General features: G+C 66.1%; 20 protein-coding genes. 8 read left to right on the top strand and 12 right to left on the bottom strand.

Going from position 1 to position 19,085, the window contains the following annotated elements:
- The first annotated feature begins 40 nt into the window (after window positions 1–40).
- The 6 genes from ASG86_RS17290 to ASG86_RS17265 are packed head-to-tail and all read left to right on the top strand — an operon-like array spanning window position 41 to window position 6,977.
- Window positions 41–1,090, top strand: a complete 1,050-nt coding sequence (locus ASG86_RS17290; protein WP_156386214.1) for an aliphatic sulfonate ABC transporter substrate-binding protein — start codon at window positions 41–43, stop codon at window positions 1,088–1,090.
- On the top strand, window positions 1,090–1,992 hold the full coding sequence (locus tag ASG86_RS17285; protein ID WP_082566835.1) for an ABC transporter permease: 903 nt from the start codon (window positions 1,090–1,092) through the stop codon (window positions 1,990–1,992). The genes ASG86_RS17290 and ASG86_RS17285 overlap by 1 nt, the downstream gene beginning before the upstream one ends.
- Entirely contained in the window at window positions 1,983–3,947 is a 1,965-nt protein-coding gene (acs, locus tag ASG86_RS17280) for an acetate--CoA ligase (protein ID WP_056337481.1), read from the top strand. Before ASG86_RS17285 ends, acs begins: the two co-directional genes overlap by 10 nt.
- Window positions 3,944–5,134 (top strand): dimethylsulfone monooxygenase SfnG, encoded by a 1,191-nt coding sequence (sfnG, locus tag ASG86_RS17275; protein WP_056337195.1) that lies wholly within the window; start codon window positions 3,944–3,946, stop codon window positions 5,132–5,134. Before acs ends, sfnG begins: the two co-directional genes overlap by 4 nt.
- Complete coding sequence (locus tag ASG86_RS17270) at window positions 5,134–6,486, top strand: O-acetylhomoserine aminocarboxypropyltransferase/cysteine synthase family protein (protein WP_056337191.1); 1,353 nt, start codon at window positions 5,134–5,136, stop codon at window positions 6,484–6,486. The genes sfnG and ASG86_RS17270 overlap by 1 nt, the downstream gene beginning before the upstream one ends.
- Window positions 6,483–6,977, top strand: coding sequence for a CoA-binding protein (locus ASG86_RS17265; protein WP_056337189.1), 495 nt, complete (start codon window positions 6,483–6,485; stop codon window positions 6,975–6,977). The genes ASG86_RS17270 and ASG86_RS17265 overlap by 4 nt, the downstream gene beginning before the upstream one ends.
- 63 nt (window positions 6,978–7,040) lie before the next feature.
- Here the strand turns inward: ASG86_RS17265 and ASG86_RS20585 are convergent, their stop codons facing one another.
- The 6 genes from ASG86_RS20585 to ASG86_RS17240 form a co-directional block, all read right to left on the bottom strand.
- The gene (locus ASG86_RS20585) at window positions 7,041–8,024 is read right to left on the bottom strand and encodes a hypothetical protein (protein ID WP_056337187.1); all 984 of its coding nucleotides are present in this window, start codon (window positions 8,022–8,024) and stop codon (window positions 7,041–7,043) included.
- Entirely contained in the window at window positions 8,021–8,572 is a 552-nt protein-coding gene (locus ASG86_RS17255; RefSeq protein ID WP_056337184.1) for an RNA polymerase sigma factor, read from the bottom strand. Before ASG86_RS17255 ends, ASG86_RS20585 begins: the two co-directional genes overlap by 4 nt.
- Before the next feature lie 73 nt (window positions 8,573–8,645).
- Window positions 8,646–8,813 carry a hypothetical protein gene (locus ASG86_RS20580; RefSeq protein WP_156386213.1) on the bottom strand — a complete coding sequence of 56 codons (168 nt, stop codon included), beginning with the start codon at window positions 8,811–8,813 and terminating at the stop codon, window positions 8,646–8,648.
- Window positions 8,814–8,865: 52 nt separating this feature from the next.
- Window positions 8,866–9,237 carry a YegP family protein gene (locus tag ASG86_RS17250; RefSeq protein WP_056337180.1) on the bottom strand — a complete coding sequence of 124 codons (372 nt, stop codon included), beginning with the start codon at window positions 9,235–9,237 and terminating at the stop codon, window positions 8,866–8,868.
- A 189-nt stretch (window positions 9,238–9,426) separates the two neighbouring features.
- Window positions 9,427–10,716, bottom strand: a complete 1,290-nt coding sequence (locus tag ASG86_RS17245; RefSeq protein WP_056337478.1) for an adenylosuccinate synthase — start codon at window positions 10,714–10,716, stop codon at window positions 9,427–9,429.
- A gap of 236 nt (window positions 10,717–10,952) precedes the next feature.
- Window positions 10,953–12,008, bottom strand: coding sequence for a M14 family zinc carboxypeptidase (locus tag ASG86_RS17240; protein ID WP_056337177.1), 1,056 nt, complete (start codon window positions 12,006–12,008; stop codon window positions 10,953–10,955).
- Window positions 12,009–12,335: 327 nt separating this feature from the next.
- Here ASG86_RS17240 and ASG86_RS17235 point away from each other — a divergent pair, with 327 nt between their 5' ends.
- Complete coding sequence (locus ASG86_RS17235; protein WP_056337174.1) at window positions 12,336–12,965, top strand: uracil-DNA glycosylase; 630 nt, start codon at window positions 12,336–12,338, stop codon at window positions 12,963–12,965.
- Window positions 12,966–13,051: 86 nt separating this feature from the next.
- Here ASG86_RS17235 and ASG86_RS17230 read toward each other — a convergent pair whose 3' ends face one another.
- The 4 genes from ASG86_RS17230 to ASG86_RS17215 all read right to left on the bottom strand — a co-directional run bounded on the left by ASG86_RS17230 (window position 13,052) and on the right by ASG86_RS17215 (window position 16,440).
- The gene (locus ASG86_RS17230; RefSeq protein ID WP_056337171.1) at window positions 13,052–13,477 is read right to left on the bottom strand and encodes a DUF3151 domain-containing protein; all 426 of its coding nucleotides are present in this window, start codon (window positions 13,475–13,477) and stop codon (window positions 13,052–13,054) included.
- Window positions 13,478–14,497 (bottom strand): class II fructose-bisphosphate aldolase, encoded by a 1,020-nt coding sequence (gene fbaA, locus ASG86_RS17225; protein WP_056337168.1) that lies wholly within the window; start codon window positions 14,495–14,497, stop codon window positions 13,478–13,480.
- Window positions 14,498–14,705: 208 nt separating this feature from the next.
- Entirely contained in the window at window positions 14,706–15,539 is an 834-nt protein-coding gene (locus ASG86_RS17220; protein WP_235565219.1) for a hypothetical protein, read from the bottom strand.
- A gap of 214 nt (window positions 15,540–15,753) precedes the next feature.
- Window positions 15,754–16,440, bottom strand: a complete 687-nt coding sequence (locus ASG86_RS17215; RefSeq protein WP_056337163.1) for a TrmH family RNA methyltransferase — start codon at window positions 16,438–16,440, stop codon at window positions 15,754–15,756.
- 40 nt (window positions 16,441–16,480) lie between these two features.
- On the opposite strand from ASG86_RS17215, the gene ASG86_RS17210 reads away from it, so the two are divergent.
- On the top strand, window positions 16,481–17,320 hold the full coding sequence (locus ASG86_RS17210; protein WP_056337160.1) for an HAD-IIA family hydrolase: 840 nt from the start codon (window positions 16,481–16,483) through the stop codon (window positions 17,318–17,320).
- On the opposite strand, the gene ASG86_RS17205 is transcribed toward ASG86_RS17210, so the two are convergent.
- Both ASG86_RS17205 and ASG86_RS17200 read right to left on the bottom strand, forming a co-directional pair.
- Complete coding sequence (locus ASG86_RS17205; protein ID WP_056337157.1) at window positions 17,317–18,357, bottom strand: thioesterase domain-containing protein; 1,041 nt, start codon at window positions 18,355–18,357, stop codon at window positions 17,317–17,319. The two genes, ASG86_RS17210 and ASG86_RS17205, sit on opposite strands and share 4 nt — an antisense overlap.
- 69 nt (window positions 18,358–18,426) lie before the next feature.
- Complete coding sequence (locus ASG86_RS17200) at window positions 18,427–19,044, bottom strand: hypothetical protein (RefSeq protein WP_056337155.1); 618 nt, start codon at window positions 19,042–19,044, stop codon at window positions 18,427–18,429.
- Window positions 19,045–19,085: the final 41 nt, after the last annotated feature.

Here is a 19,085-nt window from a genome sequence, read left to right as displayed (position 1 = left end):
CTGATTCATACCGTTCCATCCCCGCTTTCAAAGGAAACCCATGCCGCACGCATTGCCCATCACCCGCCGTTCAGTCCTTGGCGCAGCAGCCCTTGCCGCTTCCGCCGTCCTGGCACTCACGGGCTGTGTTGCAGGGGAAGGTTCATCCGGCAGCGCAGCCGCGGCCGGCAGCAGCAAGGGCGGCACCCTCAACATCGACTTCGCCACCTACAACCCCCTGAGCCTGGTCATCAAGAAGCAGGGCTGGCTCGAGGCAAGCCTCAAGGACCAAGGCGTGACCGTGAACTGGGTCCAGTCCGCCGGGTCCAACAAGGCCAACGAGGCCCTGCGCTCCGGCGCCATCGATGTGGGTTCCACCGCCGGGTCCGCCGCGCTGCTGGCCCGCGCCAACGGCTCGGAAATCAAGACCATCGACATCTTCTCCCAGCCTGAATGGGCAGCCCTGGTTGCTCCCGCCGGATCGGACATCACCTCAGTGGCCGACCTCAAGGGCAAGTCCGTGGCCGCCACCAAGGGCACCGACCCCTACTTCTTCCTGCTGCAGGCACTGGAGCAGGCGGGCCTCAAGCCCGGTGACGTGACGGTACAGAACCTGCAGCACGCTGACGGCCGCACCGCCCTGGAAAACGGCTCCGTCCAGGCCTGGTCCGGGCTGGATCCCATCATGGCAGGCGCTGAGCAGAAGGGCGCCAAGCTCTTCTACCGCAACCTGGACTTCAACACCTACGGCTTCCTCAACGCCACGGAGCCGTTCCTGAAGAACAAGCCTGAACTGGCCCAGGCAGTGGTGAACGCCTATGAAAAGGCCCGCGCCTGGGCAGCACAGAACCCGGACCGGACCGCGCAGATCCTGGCCGACGCCGCCGGCCTGGACCCCGCCGTCGCCAAGATCGTGGTCCTGGAGCGCAGCAACCTGGACGTCGACCCGGCGCCGGGGGAGGCGCAGCGCAAAGTACTGGAGAAGATCGGTCCCACCTTCGTGGAAACCGGTGACGTGAAGACGCAGAAGCAGATTGACGACGCCGTGGCCTCCCTTCTCGATGACTCGCTGGTGAAGAAGGCTGATCCCTCAGCCGTCAAGGCCTCCTGATGGGCTATCCAGGAGAACCAAAGATCACCGGCAGCAGTGTTGCGGACGGGCGTGCTGCAGCCGCCCCCGCAACAACGGCAGACGCAGCCCAGGCGGGTGCCGTGCCGGCACCCGCTCCGGCAACGGGATGGTCTCCCGCCGGAGTCCGCACCAGGAACTGGGCGCGTCTGCCCCTTGGCCTGATCATTCCGGCCGCCCTCCTGGCTGCCTGGCAGGCAGCGTCCGCCAGCGGCCTGTTCACGGTAGTCCAGCTGCCTCCGCCCGCCATGGTGCTGGCCGCTGCCGGCGAACTCGTGGACCGCGGGGAACTGGGCATCCACATCGCCATCTCCACCCAGCGGGTCCTGATCGGATTCCTGGTGGGCGCCGCCCTGGGCCTGGTCCTGGGCGCCGGCGTGGGCCTGTCCAAACTCGCAGACGCCCTGCTGGCACCCACCATCGGCGCGCTGCGCGCCGTGCCGTCCCTGGCCTGGGTGCCGCTGCTGATCCTGTGGATGAAGATCGGCGAGGACTCCAAGGTAACGCTCATCATCATCGGCGCGTTCTTCCCAGTGTTCACCACGGTTTCCCTGGCGCTGCGCCACGTGGACCGCAACCTGGTGGAAGCCGCCCGCGCCTTCGGCCTGAAAGGCGTCCGCCTGCTGACCACCGTGCAGCTGCCCGCCGTCGTTCCTGCGGTGTTCTCCGGGCTGCGCCTGGCGCTCGCCCAGGCCTGGCTGTTCCTGGTGGCGGCGGAACTGATCGCTTCCTCGATGGGGCTGGGCTTCCTGTTGATCGACTCGCAGAACAACGGCCGCACCGACCGGCTGCTCCTGGCCATCGTAATGCTGGCCGTCATTGGAAAAATTACCGACGCCCTGCTGGGGCTGGCCGAAAAATGGGCGGTGAAACGATGGGCCTGAGCACCACCGAAACCTATGACCTGAACGCGGGCGTGCGCCCGGACAACGTCGCCTTCTGGGAGCAGCAGGCACTCCGCCTGGACTGGGACACCCCCTGGCACACAGCGCACCGCTGGATCCCGGCGGACCCGGAGGCCGGCCGCGGCCCGGAAATCACCTGGTTTGAGGGCGGCACACTCAACGTGGCCGCCAACTGCGTGGACCGCCACGTCGCGGCCGGCCGCGGGCAGAAGGTGGCGCTGCACTTCGAGGGCGAGCCGGGTGACCGGAAGTCCATCACCTACGCCGAACTCCAGCGTGAAGTGTCCAAGGCAGCCAACGCGCTCCTGGCCCTGGGCATCACCAAGGGTGACCGCGTGGTCATCTACCTCCCGGTCATCCCGGAAACGATCATCATCACGCTCGCGGTGGCCCGCATCGGCGCCATCCACTCGCTGGTGTTCGGTGGCTTCTCCGCAGAGGCCCTGAAGTTCCGGGTGGAGGACACCGGCGCCAAGCTCCTGGTCACCACCGATGGCCAGTTCCGCCGCGGCGTGGCGGTCCCCGTGAAGGACAACGCAGACGCCGCCGTCGCCGGGGACAACGCCATCGAACACGTCCTGGTGGTCAACCGCACCACCCCGGCCGCCGACCTGGCAACCGTCCCCATGACGGAAGGCCGCGACGTGTGGTGGCACGACGTCGTCGACAACGCCCCGGACGTGCACCAGCCCGAGGCGTTCGACGCCGAAACACCGCTGTTCATCATGTACACCTCCGGCACCACCGGCAAGCCCAAGGGCCTGGTGCACACCTCCGGTGGATACCTGACGCAGGCGTCCTGGAGCTTCGAGCACCTGTTCAGCAACCCGGATGCGGCCCTGCGGGACCAGGACGTGCACTGGTGCACCGCGGACCTCGCCTGGGTTACGGCACACACCTACGAAATCTACGGCCCGCTCTCCAACGGAGTGACCCAGGTGATCTTCGAAGGCACCCCCAACACCCCGCACCCGGGCCGTCACTTCGAAATCATCGAACGCTACGGCGTGACGCAGTACTACACCGCACCCACGTTGGTCCGTTCCCTCATGGGCTGGTTCCCGGACGGCGTCCCGGACACCTACAACCTCTCCTCCATCCGCCTGCTGGGCACGGTGGGCGAGGCCGTCAACCCGGAGGCCTGGCGCTGGCTGCGGGAGAACGTGGGCGCCGGCACCGCCCCCGTGGTAGACACGTGGTGGCAGTCCGAGACCGGCGCCACCATCCTCTCCCCCGCCCCCACGGACACCAGCTTCAAGCCCGGCTGTGCCGCGCGCCCGCTGCCAGGGGTCAGCACCAGGATCGTGGACGACGGCGGCAAGACGGTGGCGCCCGGCGTCCAGGGAAATATCGTGGTTGACTCCCCCGGCCCCGCCATCGCGCGCACCGTCTGGGGCAACCCGGGCCGCTATTTCGATTCCTACTGGAGCAAGTACGCGGACCGCGGCTGGTTCCTGGCCGGCGACGGCGCCAAATACGATTCCGACGGCGACATCTGGATCCTGGGCCGGGTGGATGACACCCTCAACGTCTCCGGCCACCTGCTCTCCACGATCGAGATCGAATCCGCTTTGGTGTCCCACCCGGAGGTGGTGGAAGCCGGGGTCTGTCCGGTCGCGGACCCGAAAACCGGCCATGCGGTGGTGTCCTTCGTCGTCCTGAAGGCAGGCGCTGAAGCCAGGCTTGTTGGCGATGTGGCCCACGAGCTCCGGAACCACGTGGCCAGGGAGATCGGACCCATCGCCAAGCCGCGCGACGTCGTGGTGGTCCCCGATGTTCCCAAGACGCGCAGCGGCAAGATCATGCGCCGGCTGCTCACCCAACTGTTCGAAGGTACCGCGCTGGGCGATACCACTTCACTCCAGAACGAACCGGCGATCGCCGGCATCCAGCACGTCCTGCACCAGCGGGCCCTAGCAAAGGAAAATTCATGACCGAGATCAGCAACGTCGCCCGACTCTCCGAACCGCTCAAGTTCGCCTACTGGGTGCCCAATGTCTCCGGCGGCCTGGTGGTGTCCACCATCGAACAGCGCACCGGCTGGGACTTCGACTACAACAAGAAGCTGGCGCGCATCGCCGAGGAGTCCGGCTTCGAATACGCCCTGACCCAGACCCGGTACGCCGCCTCCTACGGAGCAGACAAGCAGCACGAGGCAACCTCGTTCAGCCTGGCCCTGCTGGCCGCCACCGAGCGGCTCAAGGTGATCGCCGCGGTCCACCCCGGCATGTGGCACCCCGGCGTGCTGGCGAAGTACATCATCACGGCGGACCACATCTCCAACGGCCGCGCCGCCGTCAACATCGTCTCCGGCTGGCTGAAGAGCGAGTTCACCAACTTCGGCCTGGAGTGGCTGGAACACGACGAACGCTACGTCCGCACCGAGGAGTTCATCAACGTCCTGCGCGGCCTGTGGACCGAGCAGGAGTACAGCCAGTCCGGCAAGTACTACAACATCACCGACTTCACCCTGAACCCGGCGCCGGTTGATGTCCCCGGCCGCGCCCACCCGGAAATCTTCTTCGGCGGAAACTCGACGGCGGCCCAGGCCACGGCCGGCCGCGTGGCCGACTGGTACTTCTCCAACGGCAAGGACCTGGAAGGCTTCAGGGAGAACATCGCCGGCGTGGTCGCCTCCGCCGGCGAAACCCGGCGCGGCACCGAGGGCCGGCTGGCAGCGCCGAAGTTTGGCCTGAACGGATTCGTCATCGCCCGCGACTCGGAGAAGGAAGCACGGGACACCCTGCGCGAGATCGTCGAGAAAGCACACAAGCCGGCTGTCCAGGGTTTCCGGGACGCGGTCCAGGAGGCCGGTGCGTCCACCAAGGACGGCAAGGGCATGTGGGCCGACTCCACGTTCGAGGACCTGATCCAGTACAACGACGGCTTCAAGACCCAGCTGATCGGCACCCCGGAGCAGATCGCCGAGCGCATCGTGGAGTACAAGAAGATCGGCGTGAACCTGTTCCTCACCTGCTACCTGCACTTCCAGGAGGAGGTGGCCGCATTCGGCCAGGACATCCTGCCGATCGTCCGCGAACTGGAGGCCGACCTGGCAAGGAAGAACGGCACCGAACTTGACCTGTCCGCTACTCCCGTCGCGCAGGCGGTGGCTGTCTGATGGCTGACCGCACTTTCGGTTTCCGCACCCGCGCCCTGCACGCCGGCGGCACTCCCGACGCCGAACACGGCGCCCGCGCCGTCCCCATCTACCAGACCACGTCCTTTGTCTTCAAGGACACCGACGACGCCGCGAACCTGTTCGCACTGCAGAAGTACGGCAACATCTACTCCCGCATCGGCAACCCAACCGTGGCGGCCTTCGAGGAGCGCATCGCATCCCTCGAAGGCGGCATCGGCGCGGTGGCGACGTCCTCCGGCATGGCTGCAGAGTTCATCACCTTCGCCGCGCTTACCCAGGCCGGAGACCACATCGTGGCAGCCTCCCAGCTGTACGGCGGCACGGTGACCCAGCTGGACGTGACCCTGCGCCGCTTCGGCGTGGACACCACGTTCGTGCCCGGCACCGACCCCGCTGACTATGCCGCGGCGGTCCGGGAGAACACCAAGGCGATCTTCGTGGAGGTGGTGGCCAACCCGTCGTCGGAGGTCCAGGACCTGGCGGGGCTGGCGAAGGTGGCGCACGACGCCGGGATCCCCCTGGTGGTGGACGCCACCCTGAGCACGCCGTACCTCGTGCGCCCGATCGAGCACGGCGCCGACATCGTGATCCACTCCGCCACGAAATTCCTGGGCGGCCACGGCACCACCCTGGGCGGCGTGGTGGTGGAAAGCGGCCGGTTCAATTGGGGCAACGGCAAGTTCCCCACCATGACGGAGCCCGTGGCTTCCTACGGCAACGTCTCCTGGTGGGGCAACTTCGGCGAGTACGGCTTCCTCACGAAGCTTCGCAGCGAACAGCTGCGGGACATCGGCCCGGCCCTGTCGCCGCAGTCTGCATTCCAGCTTCTCCAGGGCGTGGAAACCCTGCCGCAGCGGCTCGACGAGCACCTGAAGAACGCCCAGGCCGTGGCCGAATGGCTCGAGAACGACGACCGGGTGGCGTACGTGAACTACTCCGGGCTGCCCTCGCACCCACACTTCGAACGGGCACGCAAGTACCTGCCGCTGGGCCCAGGCTCGGTCTTCTCCTTCGGGGTCAAGGGCGGACGGGCTGCAGGCCGGAAGTTTATCGAGTCGCTGCAGCTGGCCTCGCACCTGGCCAACGTGGGTGACTCGCGGACCCTGGTGATCCACCCGGGCTCCACCACCCACCAGCAGCTGAGCCCTGCCCAGCTCGAATCAGCGGGTGTGCCGGAGGACCTGGTCCGCATTTCGGTGGGCCTTGAGGACGTCGAGGACATCCTGTGGGACCTGGACCAGGCGCTGACCGAGGCGTCGAACCTTGCGGCCGGAACCGAACCCGTCATCGAAGAACCAGCAGACGCCTGCACGATCGGAGCAAACGCATGAGCACTGCCGAACGTACCTGGTCCGGCCCGTCAGCACCGGAGCGGCTTGCCCTGCTCCGGCAGGCGACGTCGATTGCGATTGTTGGCGCTTCGGACAAACCGTCGCGGGCCAGCTACTTCGTGGCCACCTACCTGCTGTCCTCCACCCGCTACAAGGTGTACTTCGTCAACCCTGTGGTCAAGGAAATCCTGGGCCAGCCCACCTACGCCTCACTGGCGGACCTGCCGGAGAGCCCGGACATCGTTGACGTGTTCCGCAAGCACGACGACCTGCCCGGTGTCCTCGAGGAGGCAGTGGCTGCGGGTGCCAGGACGCTCTGGCTGCAGCTGGGGTCCTGGCATGAAGGCGTGGCCGCGGACGCGGAGGCCGCGGGTCTCAATGTGGTGATGGACCGCTGCGTGAAGATCGAGCACGCCCGCTTCCACGGCGGCCTCCACCTGGCCGGTTTCGATACCGGGGTCATTTCCTCGAAGCGGCAGGTCCTGTCCTGACCGTTTCCGGCACCTAACGGTAGAGCGGGCCCGTTGGACGGGCCCGCTCTTGGTGTATATCAGCTATTTTGCCGGGGACGCCGGCTTCTGGTTGTTTCCCTGGTTTCCGCCCTGGCCTTTTCCGGGCCCGGCGTCTCCAGTCCCCGCGGAGCCTGCCGCTTTCTGCGCCGACCCGGCCGGGTCCACGCCGGCTGAATCCACGCTGCCTGCCGCAGCATCCGGCGCCGGCACCCCGGCCTTTCCCGTTCCGGCCGCAGCCGGTCCCGCCGGGGTTCCGGCCGATGCTCCTGCGGCTGCAGCCGCTCCGCCGCCGTCCTTGCTGCCGCCGGCCCCCGCCAGCCCAGGCGCCCCGGCCGGTATGGCTGCGCACTTCCCGGAGCCCGCGCCGGCGTCGTGCATGACGGGGCCAAGGCACGCCGGCGAGCCGGTGTAACCGGCCAGGCCGGCAGGACCCTGCAGGAGGCGGAACGCGGTTCTTCCCGGTACCGCAGCCCCGCCGGGCGCCGGGGTTGAGGCGGGGGCGGCAAGGTCCGCATTCGCGTCCACCTTTGCCGCTGGGTTGCCTGTGGCGGCGGCCGGCGCGCCAGCGTTAGTGTTGCGCCACGGCGTCCAATCCTCCAGCAGGTGCCCAATGGGGCTGTTTCCGGGTGCAGTGCTGCTGGCGGCTACTCCCCCAACGCCCAGCCCCATCCCGGCCACCAGGACCAGGCCCAGTGCCGTGGGGCGGTGCCGGCGGCGGCGGCGGGCGAGTTCATCGTCCGGCTGATGGCGATTCGACCGGTCACCGTTCGAATGGTCATGGTCCGGCTGATCCTCGGACGGGGCATCACCGGGCTGTTCAGCCGGGGTTCCATCGGAGGCAGCCTCCTTTGCCGCACCGCCGGCGGCAAGCAGCGCGGCGAGCTCCCCGGTGGGTGCCGGAGCGGGCAGCGAAGCCAGGGAACCCAGCGTGACCAGGGCGTCCCGAAGTTCCGCGTCCTGGCCCAGGCCGGCGTCCTGGAGCATATCGTCAACGACCTTAGCGAGGTTGTCCGAAGGGGATGTCATGGCGTGAAATACTCCCTCACTGCCGCAAGTTCCCGGAGTTTCAGCAACGCGCGCCGCTGGAGCTGCTTCACGGCGCCGGCGCTCTTGTTGATGGTCTCCGCTGTCTGTTCCACCGTCAGGCCGCCCACCAGGCGCAGCGACAGCACTTCGCGCTGGTCCTGGGGCAGTCCGTCCAGCAGCCCGAGGATTTCCTGGGGTGAAATGCGCTGCAGGGCTTGTTTTTCCGCTGAACTGTCCTGGCGCTGGTCAAGCTCGGGCTCGAACGGCAGCCTGACCGGGCTTCGGCTCTGGCGGCGGTGGTCATCCACCATCCGTGCGTGGGCAACCGAAAAGATAAAGGTGCGCAGCCCGGCATCTCCTCCATGCACAGTGTCGAGCCTGGGCAGGACTGAAAGAAACACTTCCTGCATGGCGGCCTCCGGATCCTCTACTCCCCGGGCGGTGAGATAGCCCAGTACCTGCGACGCGTATGTCTTGTAGACGAGGCTGAAGGCAGGGGTCCCGGGAGCTGGCTGCTCCGGAGCATCGTCTGTCTGTGCATCGGTCACTGACGTAGTGCTTTCCGTCAAAGAGGGATTTGGCAAGGTCAGCGCTCAGTACATCGGGAACGCTGCCCCTACTTTACCCTCCAGTAACTACCGCTGCAGGCACCGCCGCGGCGCCGGGTTGGCGGGCCGCTGCAGGATCCAGCGTGTGCTGCCGGTTGTGCGGAAAGACAAAAGAGCCGGTCTGGAACGTGATGGGGGACAGGTTCCAGACCGGCACTTCATAGGGGTAATCGCTGCGCACCCCGAAAGGGTTACGCGATACCAAAAAACTTTTTTGGCTTGTTTCGCAGCTCTCAGCGGGCAGCTGCCCTGGTCCACCGGGGCAGTGCCGCCTGCCGGCGCGGCGCCTTTGCCAGCGCCATGGAGTGCAACCTGACGGGCATGCGCTCGTCGCCGCACACGGGTACGACGGCGGTGGGCGGCTCAGCGGAAACGGCGTCACCAGCCGCAACGGGCAGGGTTGCGGGACCGGGTCCGGCCGCAGCGGGACAGAGATCGGTGACCAGGCCGGTGCCGGCGCATTCCCGGACGGCGGCGATGCCGGCTGCGAGGGCCTGCTTGTCCTGGAACGGCCCGGAGACAGCCACCACCGTTCCATCCGGAGCCAGAAGCCTGAACCGGAAAAACGAATCAGCGTCAACGAATGCTTCAAATTTTCCGGCCATGACGGTCCTTCCTTGGGCACCAGGGGGTACTAACGAGTCTCACCGGTGCGCTTGCAGCCCCACAAGACCGCGCGCGTTAAGCCTGTGTAAATTGCTTTCCACCCGGCAGGAAAAGGCCAGGACGCGCAAACGGCAGGCCACCTGCAAAGGTGGCCTGCCGCCGTCGTCATTCTGCCCTGGGTGGGCGTGTCAGTCGTTGATGAGGTCGTTCACCACAATGGTCTGGTCCCGGTCCGGGCCCACGCCGATCGCGGAGAAGCGGGTTCCGGAGAGCTTCTCCAGCGCCAGCACGTAGTTCCGGGCGTTCTCGGGCAGGTCAGCCAGGGTACGGGCGCCGGTGATGTCCTCAGTCCAGCCGTCGAAGTACTCGAAGATGGGCTTCGCGTGGTGGAACTCGGTCTGCGTCATGGGCATTTCGTCGTGCCGGACGCCGTCCACGTCGTAGGCAACGCAGACGGGGATCTGTTCGATGCCGGTGAGCACGTCCAGCTTGGTGACGAAGTAGTCCGTGAAGCCGTTCACGCGGGAAGCGTGGCGGGCCAGGACGGCGTCGTACCAGCCGCAGCGGCGCGGGCGGCCGGTGTTGACGCCGAATTCGCCGCCGGTCTTCTGCAGGTAGACGCCCATCTCATCGAAGAGTTCGGTGGGAAACGGTCCGGCGCCAACACGGGTGGTGTAGGCCTTGATGATGCCGATGGAGCGTGAGATGCGGGTGGGGCCGATGCCGGAGCCCACTGACGCGCCGCCGGCGGTGGGGTTGGAGGAGGTGACGAACGGGTAGGTGCCGTGGTCCACGTCCAGGAACGTCGCCTGGCCGCCTTCCATGAGCACTACCTTGCCCTCGTCCAGGGCCGTGTTCAGGACCAGGGTGCTGTCGATGACCAGCGGGCGGAGCCGGTCTGCGAAGGACAGGAAGTACTCCACGATCTCGTCCACCACTACGCCGCGGCGGTTGTAGACCTTGACCAGGAGTTCGTTCTTCTGGCGCAGCGAGCCTTCCACCTTCTGGCGGAGGATGGATTCGTCAAAGACGTCCTGGACGCGGATGCCCAGGCGGGCCACCTTGTCCATGTAGGCGGGGCCGATCCCGCGGCCGGTGGTTCCGATGGCCCGGCTGCCGAGGAAGCGCTCCGTCACCTTGTCCAGGACCTGGTGGTACGGGGCCACCAGGTGGGCGTTGGCGGAAACCCGGAGCTTCGAGGTGTCGGCGCCGCGCGCCTGGAGCCCGTCGATTTCCTGGAAGAGTGCCTCGAGGTTCACCACGCAGCCGTTGCCGATGATGGGAACAGCATTGGGGCTGAGGATGCCGGCCGGCAGCAGCTTGAGTTCGTACTTTTCACCGCCTACGACGACGGTGTGCCCGGCGTTGTTGCCGCCGTTGGGCTTGACGACGTAGTCAACGCGGCCGCCCAGAAGATCGGTGGCCTTGCCTTTTCCTTCGTCGCCCCACTGGGCTCCTACGATCACAATTGCTGGCATGGGATCCTCCCCCATTCGTTCGGGCTGACCGGGTCCTGCCACCTGGTGGCGGGCCCGCGCAGCGCCGTTCATGAGAATGCCCCGAATCGACCGGTCTTCGCTGGTCCGCGGGGCGGCACGGCGAAGCAAGAGTTCCGGGGCTCTTACCACCCAAGTTTAGCCGATGGGACACTTTGTCCACGGTTGGGGCCCGCCGCGGCCCTTGCGGAAGAAAGGACCGCGGCGGCACCGGGCCGTTACTCGTCTTCCGCTTCCCCTGCAGGCCGGGACGTCTGCTCGGCAAGCGTGTCCCAGAAGGACGTGTCGGTGTCGGCAATGGATCCATCCGCAATGGCCGCGGCAGTGGAGGTCAGTGTGGTGACCGTCTGCTGGATCAGGTAGCCGTTGCTCCGCTGCCCCAGCGCATACCCGTCCAGGTAGTGGTCCGACATGCCGCGCATCTCGAAGAGCAGGGTGGCGATTCCATATTCCACTGAAAGGCCGTTGCGGCTGATGGTCTCGGCGCTGCCGCCCTGGTACTTGCCCAGGTGGCCCCAGCCGGTGGAGTCGACGTTGTTGAAGACAATGGCGCCGAGCTGCTTGGATTTCTCCACGACGGCGGGGTCGGCGTTCGGGGTGGTGGGATACAGGATGGAGCCGGAGACCAGCTTCCCGTCCCGCTCGGCCCGGGTCCCCTGGTGGTGCAGGTCGATCATGTAGTCGATGCGGTACTTGCGCATCACGTTGTTGTGCAGCGCCTGGGTTTCCGGCTGGATCTTGGCCACGTGGTCCCGGTTCAGGTCCACACCCTCCGCGTTGTAGCGGGTGAGATGGCGGTCCCCCTTGGCCAGATAGTCCTCCAGGGAGAAGTTGACGTCCCCCATGGCGCCGTCCGCATTGAGCATGGGCACGATCAGGATGTTCACGCCGTCCAAAATGCCTGCAGACTTTCCGGTCCCCAGGTGCTTGATGAACTCCATGGCACCTTCGGTGGTGAGCTGTTCGTTGCCGTGCTGCTGGGTGAGGTACAGGATGGTGGGCTTGGCCGGATCGGAGATGTACTTGACCAGGTGGATATCGCGGCCCTTTACGGTCTGGCCGATGACCTCCAGCTCCATGGCCGGCTGGCGCGCGTCCTGGTCCTTCAGGAACGAGACCAGCTGGTCATAGGTGGCCAGCTTCGACGTGGTGATCTGGCCATTGCCGTCGTAGGTTGGCCCTTCGCCCACGGCATTGGCAAGCGGAGCCGGTCCTGCCACGACGGCGAGCGCCAGGGCTCCCGTTACGGCAAGGATCCTGAAGGATTTCGTCACAGTGCGTTACCTCTTTCGAGTGCTTCGGGTACCGCCCAGCCGCTTCGTCGCGGCGGCGGGATGTGACACCCAGCCAAGCAAGCCTAACGAAAACTGTCAATACGCTGGACAAAACCTGAAAGTACGCCCCTGCGCAGGGGAAACACCGGGCAGTGGCTTCCATTGGCGGAAGGGGCCCGGCGTTTCGTTTCCCGGGGCTTGGTAAACTGGCAAAGGCCGACCAGGAATCGGCCCACCCCAACTAACCACCGTTGATGATCCGCGCCGCCGTGCGCCCATTTTCACCGGTGGAAGCAATATCAATCCCCGCAGGAGAACCAGCACTTCATGACAGCCCTGGCACCCGAAACATTCCACGAACAGCTCATGAGCCGCCGCTACGAACCCAGCGTTGCCGCCGTCAACGAACTGTGCGATTCCCTGCAGGAGGCCAAGCCCGGAACCGCGGTGCCCTACGTGGACCCCATGCACGACGTGGAGGAAACCCGCATCATCAGCCTGTTCTCCAACATTGGCGAGATGGATCCGTCCGGGTTCATCACGGCCGGGGACCAGGATGCCGCTACCCGGATGCTGGGGATCCAGTGGAAGCTGGGCCTGCGCCCCGAGTTCGTCATGCCGTGGAACGTCCACCCCTGGCACGTTCCAGGCGAAGCCAACGGCAAGTTCACTCCGGACCAGATCCAGGCAGGCCTGAAGCCCCTGCTCAAGTTCCTGGCCCTGGTCCCCCGCGCCTCGGTGATCGTGGCGCACGGCACTGAAGCCAACCGCCTGGCCAACCTCCTGTTGAAGACCGAAGTGCCACTCCTCTGGCGCCGCGGCCTGAAGACCTACAAGGTCCGCTCCCTGAGCGGCCGCGCCTTCGCCGGTTCCCCGGCGCGCCAGGAGGAGTACCTGGAGGACATGCGCGCGGCATACGCAGACGCCATGGCCCGCACGGGTATCGCCAAAGCCTAAGCCAAGGACTTTAACGCCCGACGGCGGGTGGCCACCTTTTCAGGAAAGGTGGCCACCCGCCGTCGGCCGTTTAAGCCTGGGAACTTTTAGGATTTGCCCTCGATCGCTGCCTTTGCGGTGGGGTCGGAGTCGTTCAGGAACTTCTCAATCCGCTCCGGCTCGTCAGCCTCACCGATGGCTGCCGAGGCCCTCCCCAGGGAGTAGAGGGCCCGCAGGAAACCGCGGTTCGGCTCGTGCTCCCAGGGGATGGGACCCACGCCGCGCCAGCCGTTGCGGCGCAGCGCATCCAGTCCGCGGTGGTAGCCCACCCGGGCGTAGGCGTAGGAGTCGATGGTGCGGCCCTCCGTCCACGCCTCCTCGGCCAGGACGGCCCACAGGAGCGAGGACGTGGGGTGCTTCGCCACCAGGTCCAGGGCCTCGTGGCCGGCCTCAAGCTGTCCGTACACCTCTGTTTCGGCGGGCAGGAGCGTGGGCTCCGGCCCCATCAGGTTCCGGCGGAACTCGTCCGACATTTAGAAGGTCTTTCCGGCCGAACCGAGCTGCTTGGTGGCTTCCACCACGCGGGCTGCCAGGCCGGCTTCGGCGGAAGCGCCCCAGACGCGGGGGTCGTAGGTCTTCTTGTTGCCCACTTCGCCGTCCACCTTCAGCACGCCGTCGTAGTTCTTGAACATGTGGTCGGCCACGGGACGCGTGTAGGCGTACTGGGTGTCGGTGTCGATGTTCATCTTGATCACGCCGAAGGAGACGGCGTCGGCGATTTCCTGGTCGGAGGAGCCGGAGCCGCCGTGGAAGACCAGGTCGAACGGGTTCTCCTTGCCGATCTTCGAGCCCACCTGCGCCTGGATGTCCTTGAGGATCTCCGGGCGGAGCTTGACGCCGCCGGGCTTGTAGACGCCATGGACGTTGCCGAAGGTCAGGGCCGTGATGTAGCGGCCGTTCTCGCCGGACCCGAGGGCGTCGATGGTGGCCAGGGCGTCTTCCACCGTGGTGTACAGCTTGTCGTTGATGGCGTTTTCGACGCCGTCTTCCTCGCCGCCGACGGTGCCGATTTCAACTTCGAGGATCATCTTGGCGGCAGCGGTGCGGGCCAGCAGTTCGCGGGCGATGCGCAGGTTCTCCTGCAGGGTTTCTGCGGAGCCGTCCCACATGTGGGAGTTGAACAGCGGGTTGCGGCCGGCCTTGACCTCAGCCTCGGAAGCCTCGAGCAGGGGCAGGACGAAACCGTCCAGCTTGTCCTTGGGGCAGTGGTCCGTGTGCAGGGCGACGTTGACGCCGTAGTTCTTGGCCACTTCGCGGGCGAAGGCTGCGAAGCCCAGGGAACCGGCAACCATGTCCTTGGTGGATGCGCCGGACCAGTAGGCGGCACCGCCGGTGGAAACCTGGACGATGCCGTCGGACTCCGCTTCGGCGAAACCGCGGAGCGCTGCGTTCAGCGTCTGCGAGGACGTGACGTTCACGGCCGGGTATGCAAAGCCGCCCGCCTTCGCGCGGTCGATCATTTCGGAGTAGATCTCTGGGGTTGCAATGGGCATGCTGGCTCCTCTGCTGAGTTTCGTCTGTGGGTGGAAGACCCTCAAGTAGACCGCTTACGGCTTGGCACCATCCTAGCCATTACCGGACCGGGAGTGCTCTGGGTTACGCCCCGCCGCGCCCTGCCCCAACCACCGGCAGAGAACCCTGTGTGTGGGGCCGCCCTTGCGAGATGGCATTTAACGGCGATGCCACACCTCGGGATTGCCCTCAACTGCCATCTCGCGTCCAGCCACAGCCCTGCAGCGCCTCGCGTACCTTTCGTACGACGGCGGGCCGCTCGCCTTCGAGGTGTTGCTTACCGACGCGTACCTCAAGCCACCCCAGTGCGAGGGTCTTCTCGTGCCGATCCATGTCGCGCAGATGCTGATCGGGATCTGCGTGGTGTTGGCCGTCGTACTGCAGCGAGATGCGCCACTGCGGATAGGCGGCGTCGGGCCACAAAACGGGAACACCGCGGAAGTCGCGAACGATGCAGTTGAGTACTGGCTCCGGCAGTCCCGCATTGACCAGAGCCAGGCGCATTCGCGTTTCCGGCGCCGAGTCGGCGCCCACGCGGATGAGTTCGAGTGCTGCCCGTGCAACTTTGACACCACGCATCCCGGGATGGCGTGCAACCATGCCAGCGAGGTCATCAATGCTGCACAATGCCTCCCTGGGACAGGGAAACCCGGGCCCATGGGTGCAGACCAAATGGTCGCCCATTGCAACCAGATCCTCCAAAGCCAGCACGGACGCAAGATCCAGCCACGTTCGCGCAGGCGAGGTGAGGCGGACGCCGTTGTACTCCACCACTTCGCCCGGCAGGAACGTCAGCAGATGCCCTACGACATTGGCCCGCCGAGGAAAGCTGAAACCCCGCCGGCGCGCAAGGTGGATACGCCAGTCACTGCCCGGCCCGCCCGGCAAGGGCGCCTCCCACAGGCGGGCTGCGGACAGGGAGGCAAGGATGGATGTGTCATCCAGGTCCGTGTAGGCGCGCAAGGCTGCTGCGCCTACCGCGCGTGACTGGACCGGCACCCGAATTCCGCGGGAGACCGTCACCAGATCCTTGGCGGCGGTACGCGTGCGGGAGATTCCTGCCTTATCTGAGGTGCGGAGTGAGAAGGATCCTGTAGTCAGGTGGCTGGGAAGAGGGGCCCTGCGCATGCCCTATTCTTGCCCGCCGGCAACAGCAGGATGACGTTATCCACAGACTTGGTCGCCATCCGGAGCGCGAATTGGCAGTTAACCGCAGTAAGTGGGGCCGGGACTGCCGTCAACTGCCATTTCGCGGGGTCTGGTTGAAAACGTGCCGGCGGATCCAGGCGTGCATGGCGATGGCGGCTGCGGAGGCGGCGTTGATGGAGCGGGTAGAACCGAACTGCTCGATGGACAGGGTGGCGACGGCGGCCTGGTGGACTTCCGGGGTCAGGCCGGGGCCCTCCTGCCCGAAGACCAGCACGCAGTCTCGCGGCAGTTCGTACGTCTCCAGCGGGACCGAATCCGGGAAAATGTCGATGCCGATGATCGCCAGCCCCTCCCGCTGCGCCCACTGGACGAAGTCCTCAACAGTGGGGTGGTGGCGGACGTGCTGGTAGCGGTCGGTGACCATGGCGCCGCGCCGGTTCCACCGCCGCCGGCCGATGATGTGCACCTCTTTGGCGAGGAAGGCGTTGGCCGTGCGCACCACCGTGCCGATGTTCAGGTCGTGCTGCCAGTTCTCGATGGCCACATGGAAGTTGTGCCGCCGGGAGTCGAGTTCCGCCACGATCGCCTCGTGCTTCCAGTAGCGGTACTTGTCCAGGACATTGCGGCGGTCGCCATCGGCAAGGAGGTCGGGATCCCAGTGGTCGCCGTGGGGCAGCTCCCCTTCCCAGGGCCCGACGCCGACCTCCGCCTTTGCGGGTTCGGCCTCCCCGGGCTCGTGGCGGGGTTCCTCTGGCAGGCCGGGCGTCTGGTTCACCCCTCAACACTAGACTGGACCACTGGAGCATTCATCACCGGTGGAGGTAGTCGTGGCAGAAGAAGACCAGGTAGCAGGAAACCCCGCGGTTTACCGCAGCGGCCAGGAGATTGAATGCTGGCTGACGGACATGGACGGCGTCCTGGTCCACGAGAACCAGCCCATCCCCGGCGCCGCGGAACTGATCCAGCGGTGGGTGGACACGTCCAAGCGCTTCCTGGTGCTGACCAACAACTCCATCTTCACCCCGCGCGACCTGGCCGCCCGGCTGCGGTCTTCCGGCCTGGAGATTCCTGAAGAAAACATCTGGACCTCCGCCCTGGCCACCGCCCAGTTCCTCAAGGACCAGGTGCGCTCGGAGTCCGGCAACCGCGCCTACACCATCGGCGAGGCAGGGTTGACGACGGCGCTGCACGAGGCCGGCTTCATCCTCACCGACCAGAACCCGGACTTCGTGGTGCTTGGTGAGACGCGCACGTACTCCTTTGAGGCCATCACCACGGCCATCCGCCTGATCCTTGCCGGTGCCCGGTTCATCGCCACCAACCCGGACGCCACCGGCCCCTCGAAGGATGGCCCCATGCCGGCCACCGGAGCCATCGCGGCCCTGATCACCAAGGCCACCGGACGCGAACCATACATTGTGGGCAAGCCGAATCCCATGATGTTCCGTTCCGCCATGAACCAGATCGACGCGCACTCCGAGACCACCGCCATGATCGGCGACCGGATGGACACGGACATCATTGCCGGCATGGAGGCCGGGCTGCACACCGTTCTGGTCCTGAGCGGCATTACGCACAAGGACGACATCGCCGCCTATCCGTTCCGGCCCAACCAGGTGCTGAACTCCGTGGCGGACCTGAAAAACCAGATCTAGAAGATGCTCACCCGGGAACCGCCCCGGGGCAGCGGGAAGAATCCGTCCAGCAGTTCCGCCACCAGGGGCCGGTAGATCTGCGGATTCCAGCCGGGGCTGGCGTGCGCCGGCGCCGCACCGGTGGTCTGCAGGTTGCTTGAGACCATGTTGTCCTTGAAGACCACGGCCCAGGTTTCCGCTGCGGTTTCATAATCGACGGTCCTGTCCCGGGGGTTGCCGATATAGGCCATCTTTGCGGTCCCCAGCTTCCCGGCGAACTGGCGTCCCTCGAAGTGGTAGATGTATGCGGACTCCGTCTGGACCAGCACGTTCGAAGGGGCGATCGGGGACAGCTGCTCCAGCGTCTGGTCCAGGATCTGGCGCCAGCTCCGTTCGTCCTTGTGGATAATGCGCTCGCCCAGCTCATACCCGCCGCGCAGCGTGGACGGGAACCTGAAGCCGCGCTCGTAAAGGAACACCACGCCGTCGAACCAGCTCTGGTCCAGGACATCGTGGGCGCTGTAGGGACTGGAGTCCAGGAGGATGAACTGCACCTGGACTCCCCGCAGGGCAAGCAGCCGGGCTGCCACCTGGGTGGCGAGCATCCCCCCAAAGCTGTGCCCGTAAAAGAACAGTTTGGTGATCTTCTCCGCGGTGATGTAATCGGTGATCGCGTTGACCACCTCGGTGATATTCAGCCCCAGGTTGGAATACCCGACGGCGGCGAGCCGGGCGCGCTTGTTCAGCGCGCCACGCATGGTGTTGAGGATCCATTGGGCCTCTTCCCAGCTGGTTTTGTAGCCCGGGAACAGGAACCAGCTGGCATCCGGGTAGTAGGCGTCGGCGAAGTCATCGGCAACGCTGAGGATCCTGGTGGTCCGGCGCTGCGACTGGACCTCCCGGGTCACCAGCATGTCGGCAGCGAGCAGGCCTGATGCCCCCGCGCCGGCCAGGAAGGTGCGGCGCGAAAAGCGCTTAAGGGCAGCCGCCTTCGACAGCAGCCGGGCACCGGATACCCCACGCCGGCTCTGCGGACTGACCTCCCCCTCATACGGCACACTCCTACCGTAAGCCCAGCCAAACGTGCCTCCGCAACGGGCGGCTGTAACCGTTGGGTGACGCAGGGGTCAGCTGGCGGCCTGGCCTTCCGTGGCGGGGAGGGGGGCCGACGGTTCCTGCTGGCGGCGGTGGATTTCCAGCCCGATGTCGTTGTAGCGGCCCAGCAGGTCCGCGCTGTCCTGCGTCTGCGGACTGTCGAGCAGAGCGAAGAGCGCGTCACTGGCCGCAAGGAGCTCGTCGTTCGAGTATTCCGTGAGTGGCCGGCCGTACAGCTCCTCGATCCACATGACGGGCAGGTGCGGATATTCCCCGGCGAAGCGGCCGCCAGGGAACAGTTCCCTGATGTCATCGTCCATGGGCAGCGGCTGGTCACTGGAGGGACCGCCCGGGGAAGCGGTGCGTGCAAGGGGTGTCAGCTGGAGGGAAACCCCGGCGCCGCTACCGGCCAGGGTGTTGGCGTCCAGCACGTTCAGGTCACTGCGCAGTCCAGCCAGGGCGGTGGACTCCACAAGCCCGGCCTGCGACAGGTCGACGCATATGTGGCAGCGGATGCCCATCCGCCGGACACGGCGGATGATGTGGATCAGGTGGGGGCGGGAACCGCACGTCAGGCTGCCCCGGACTTCAATCCGGACGACGTCTGCGGGGACATCAAAGTTAACAACTGCTTCTAATGCTCGGTCCATAGGTACTCCAAAAGAGGTCTATGGCCGACGGCTCAACCTCC

The sequence above is a fragment of the Arthrobacter sp. Soil764 genome, from assembly GCF_001428075.1.
In the GTDB taxonomy this organism is placed as follows: Bacteria; Actinomycetota; Actinomycetes; order Actinomycetales; family Micrococcaceae; genus Arthrobacter.
The sequence above is the reverse complement of the archived record's forward strand: the minus strand, read 5'-3'. Positions and strand labels throughout refer to the sequence as shown.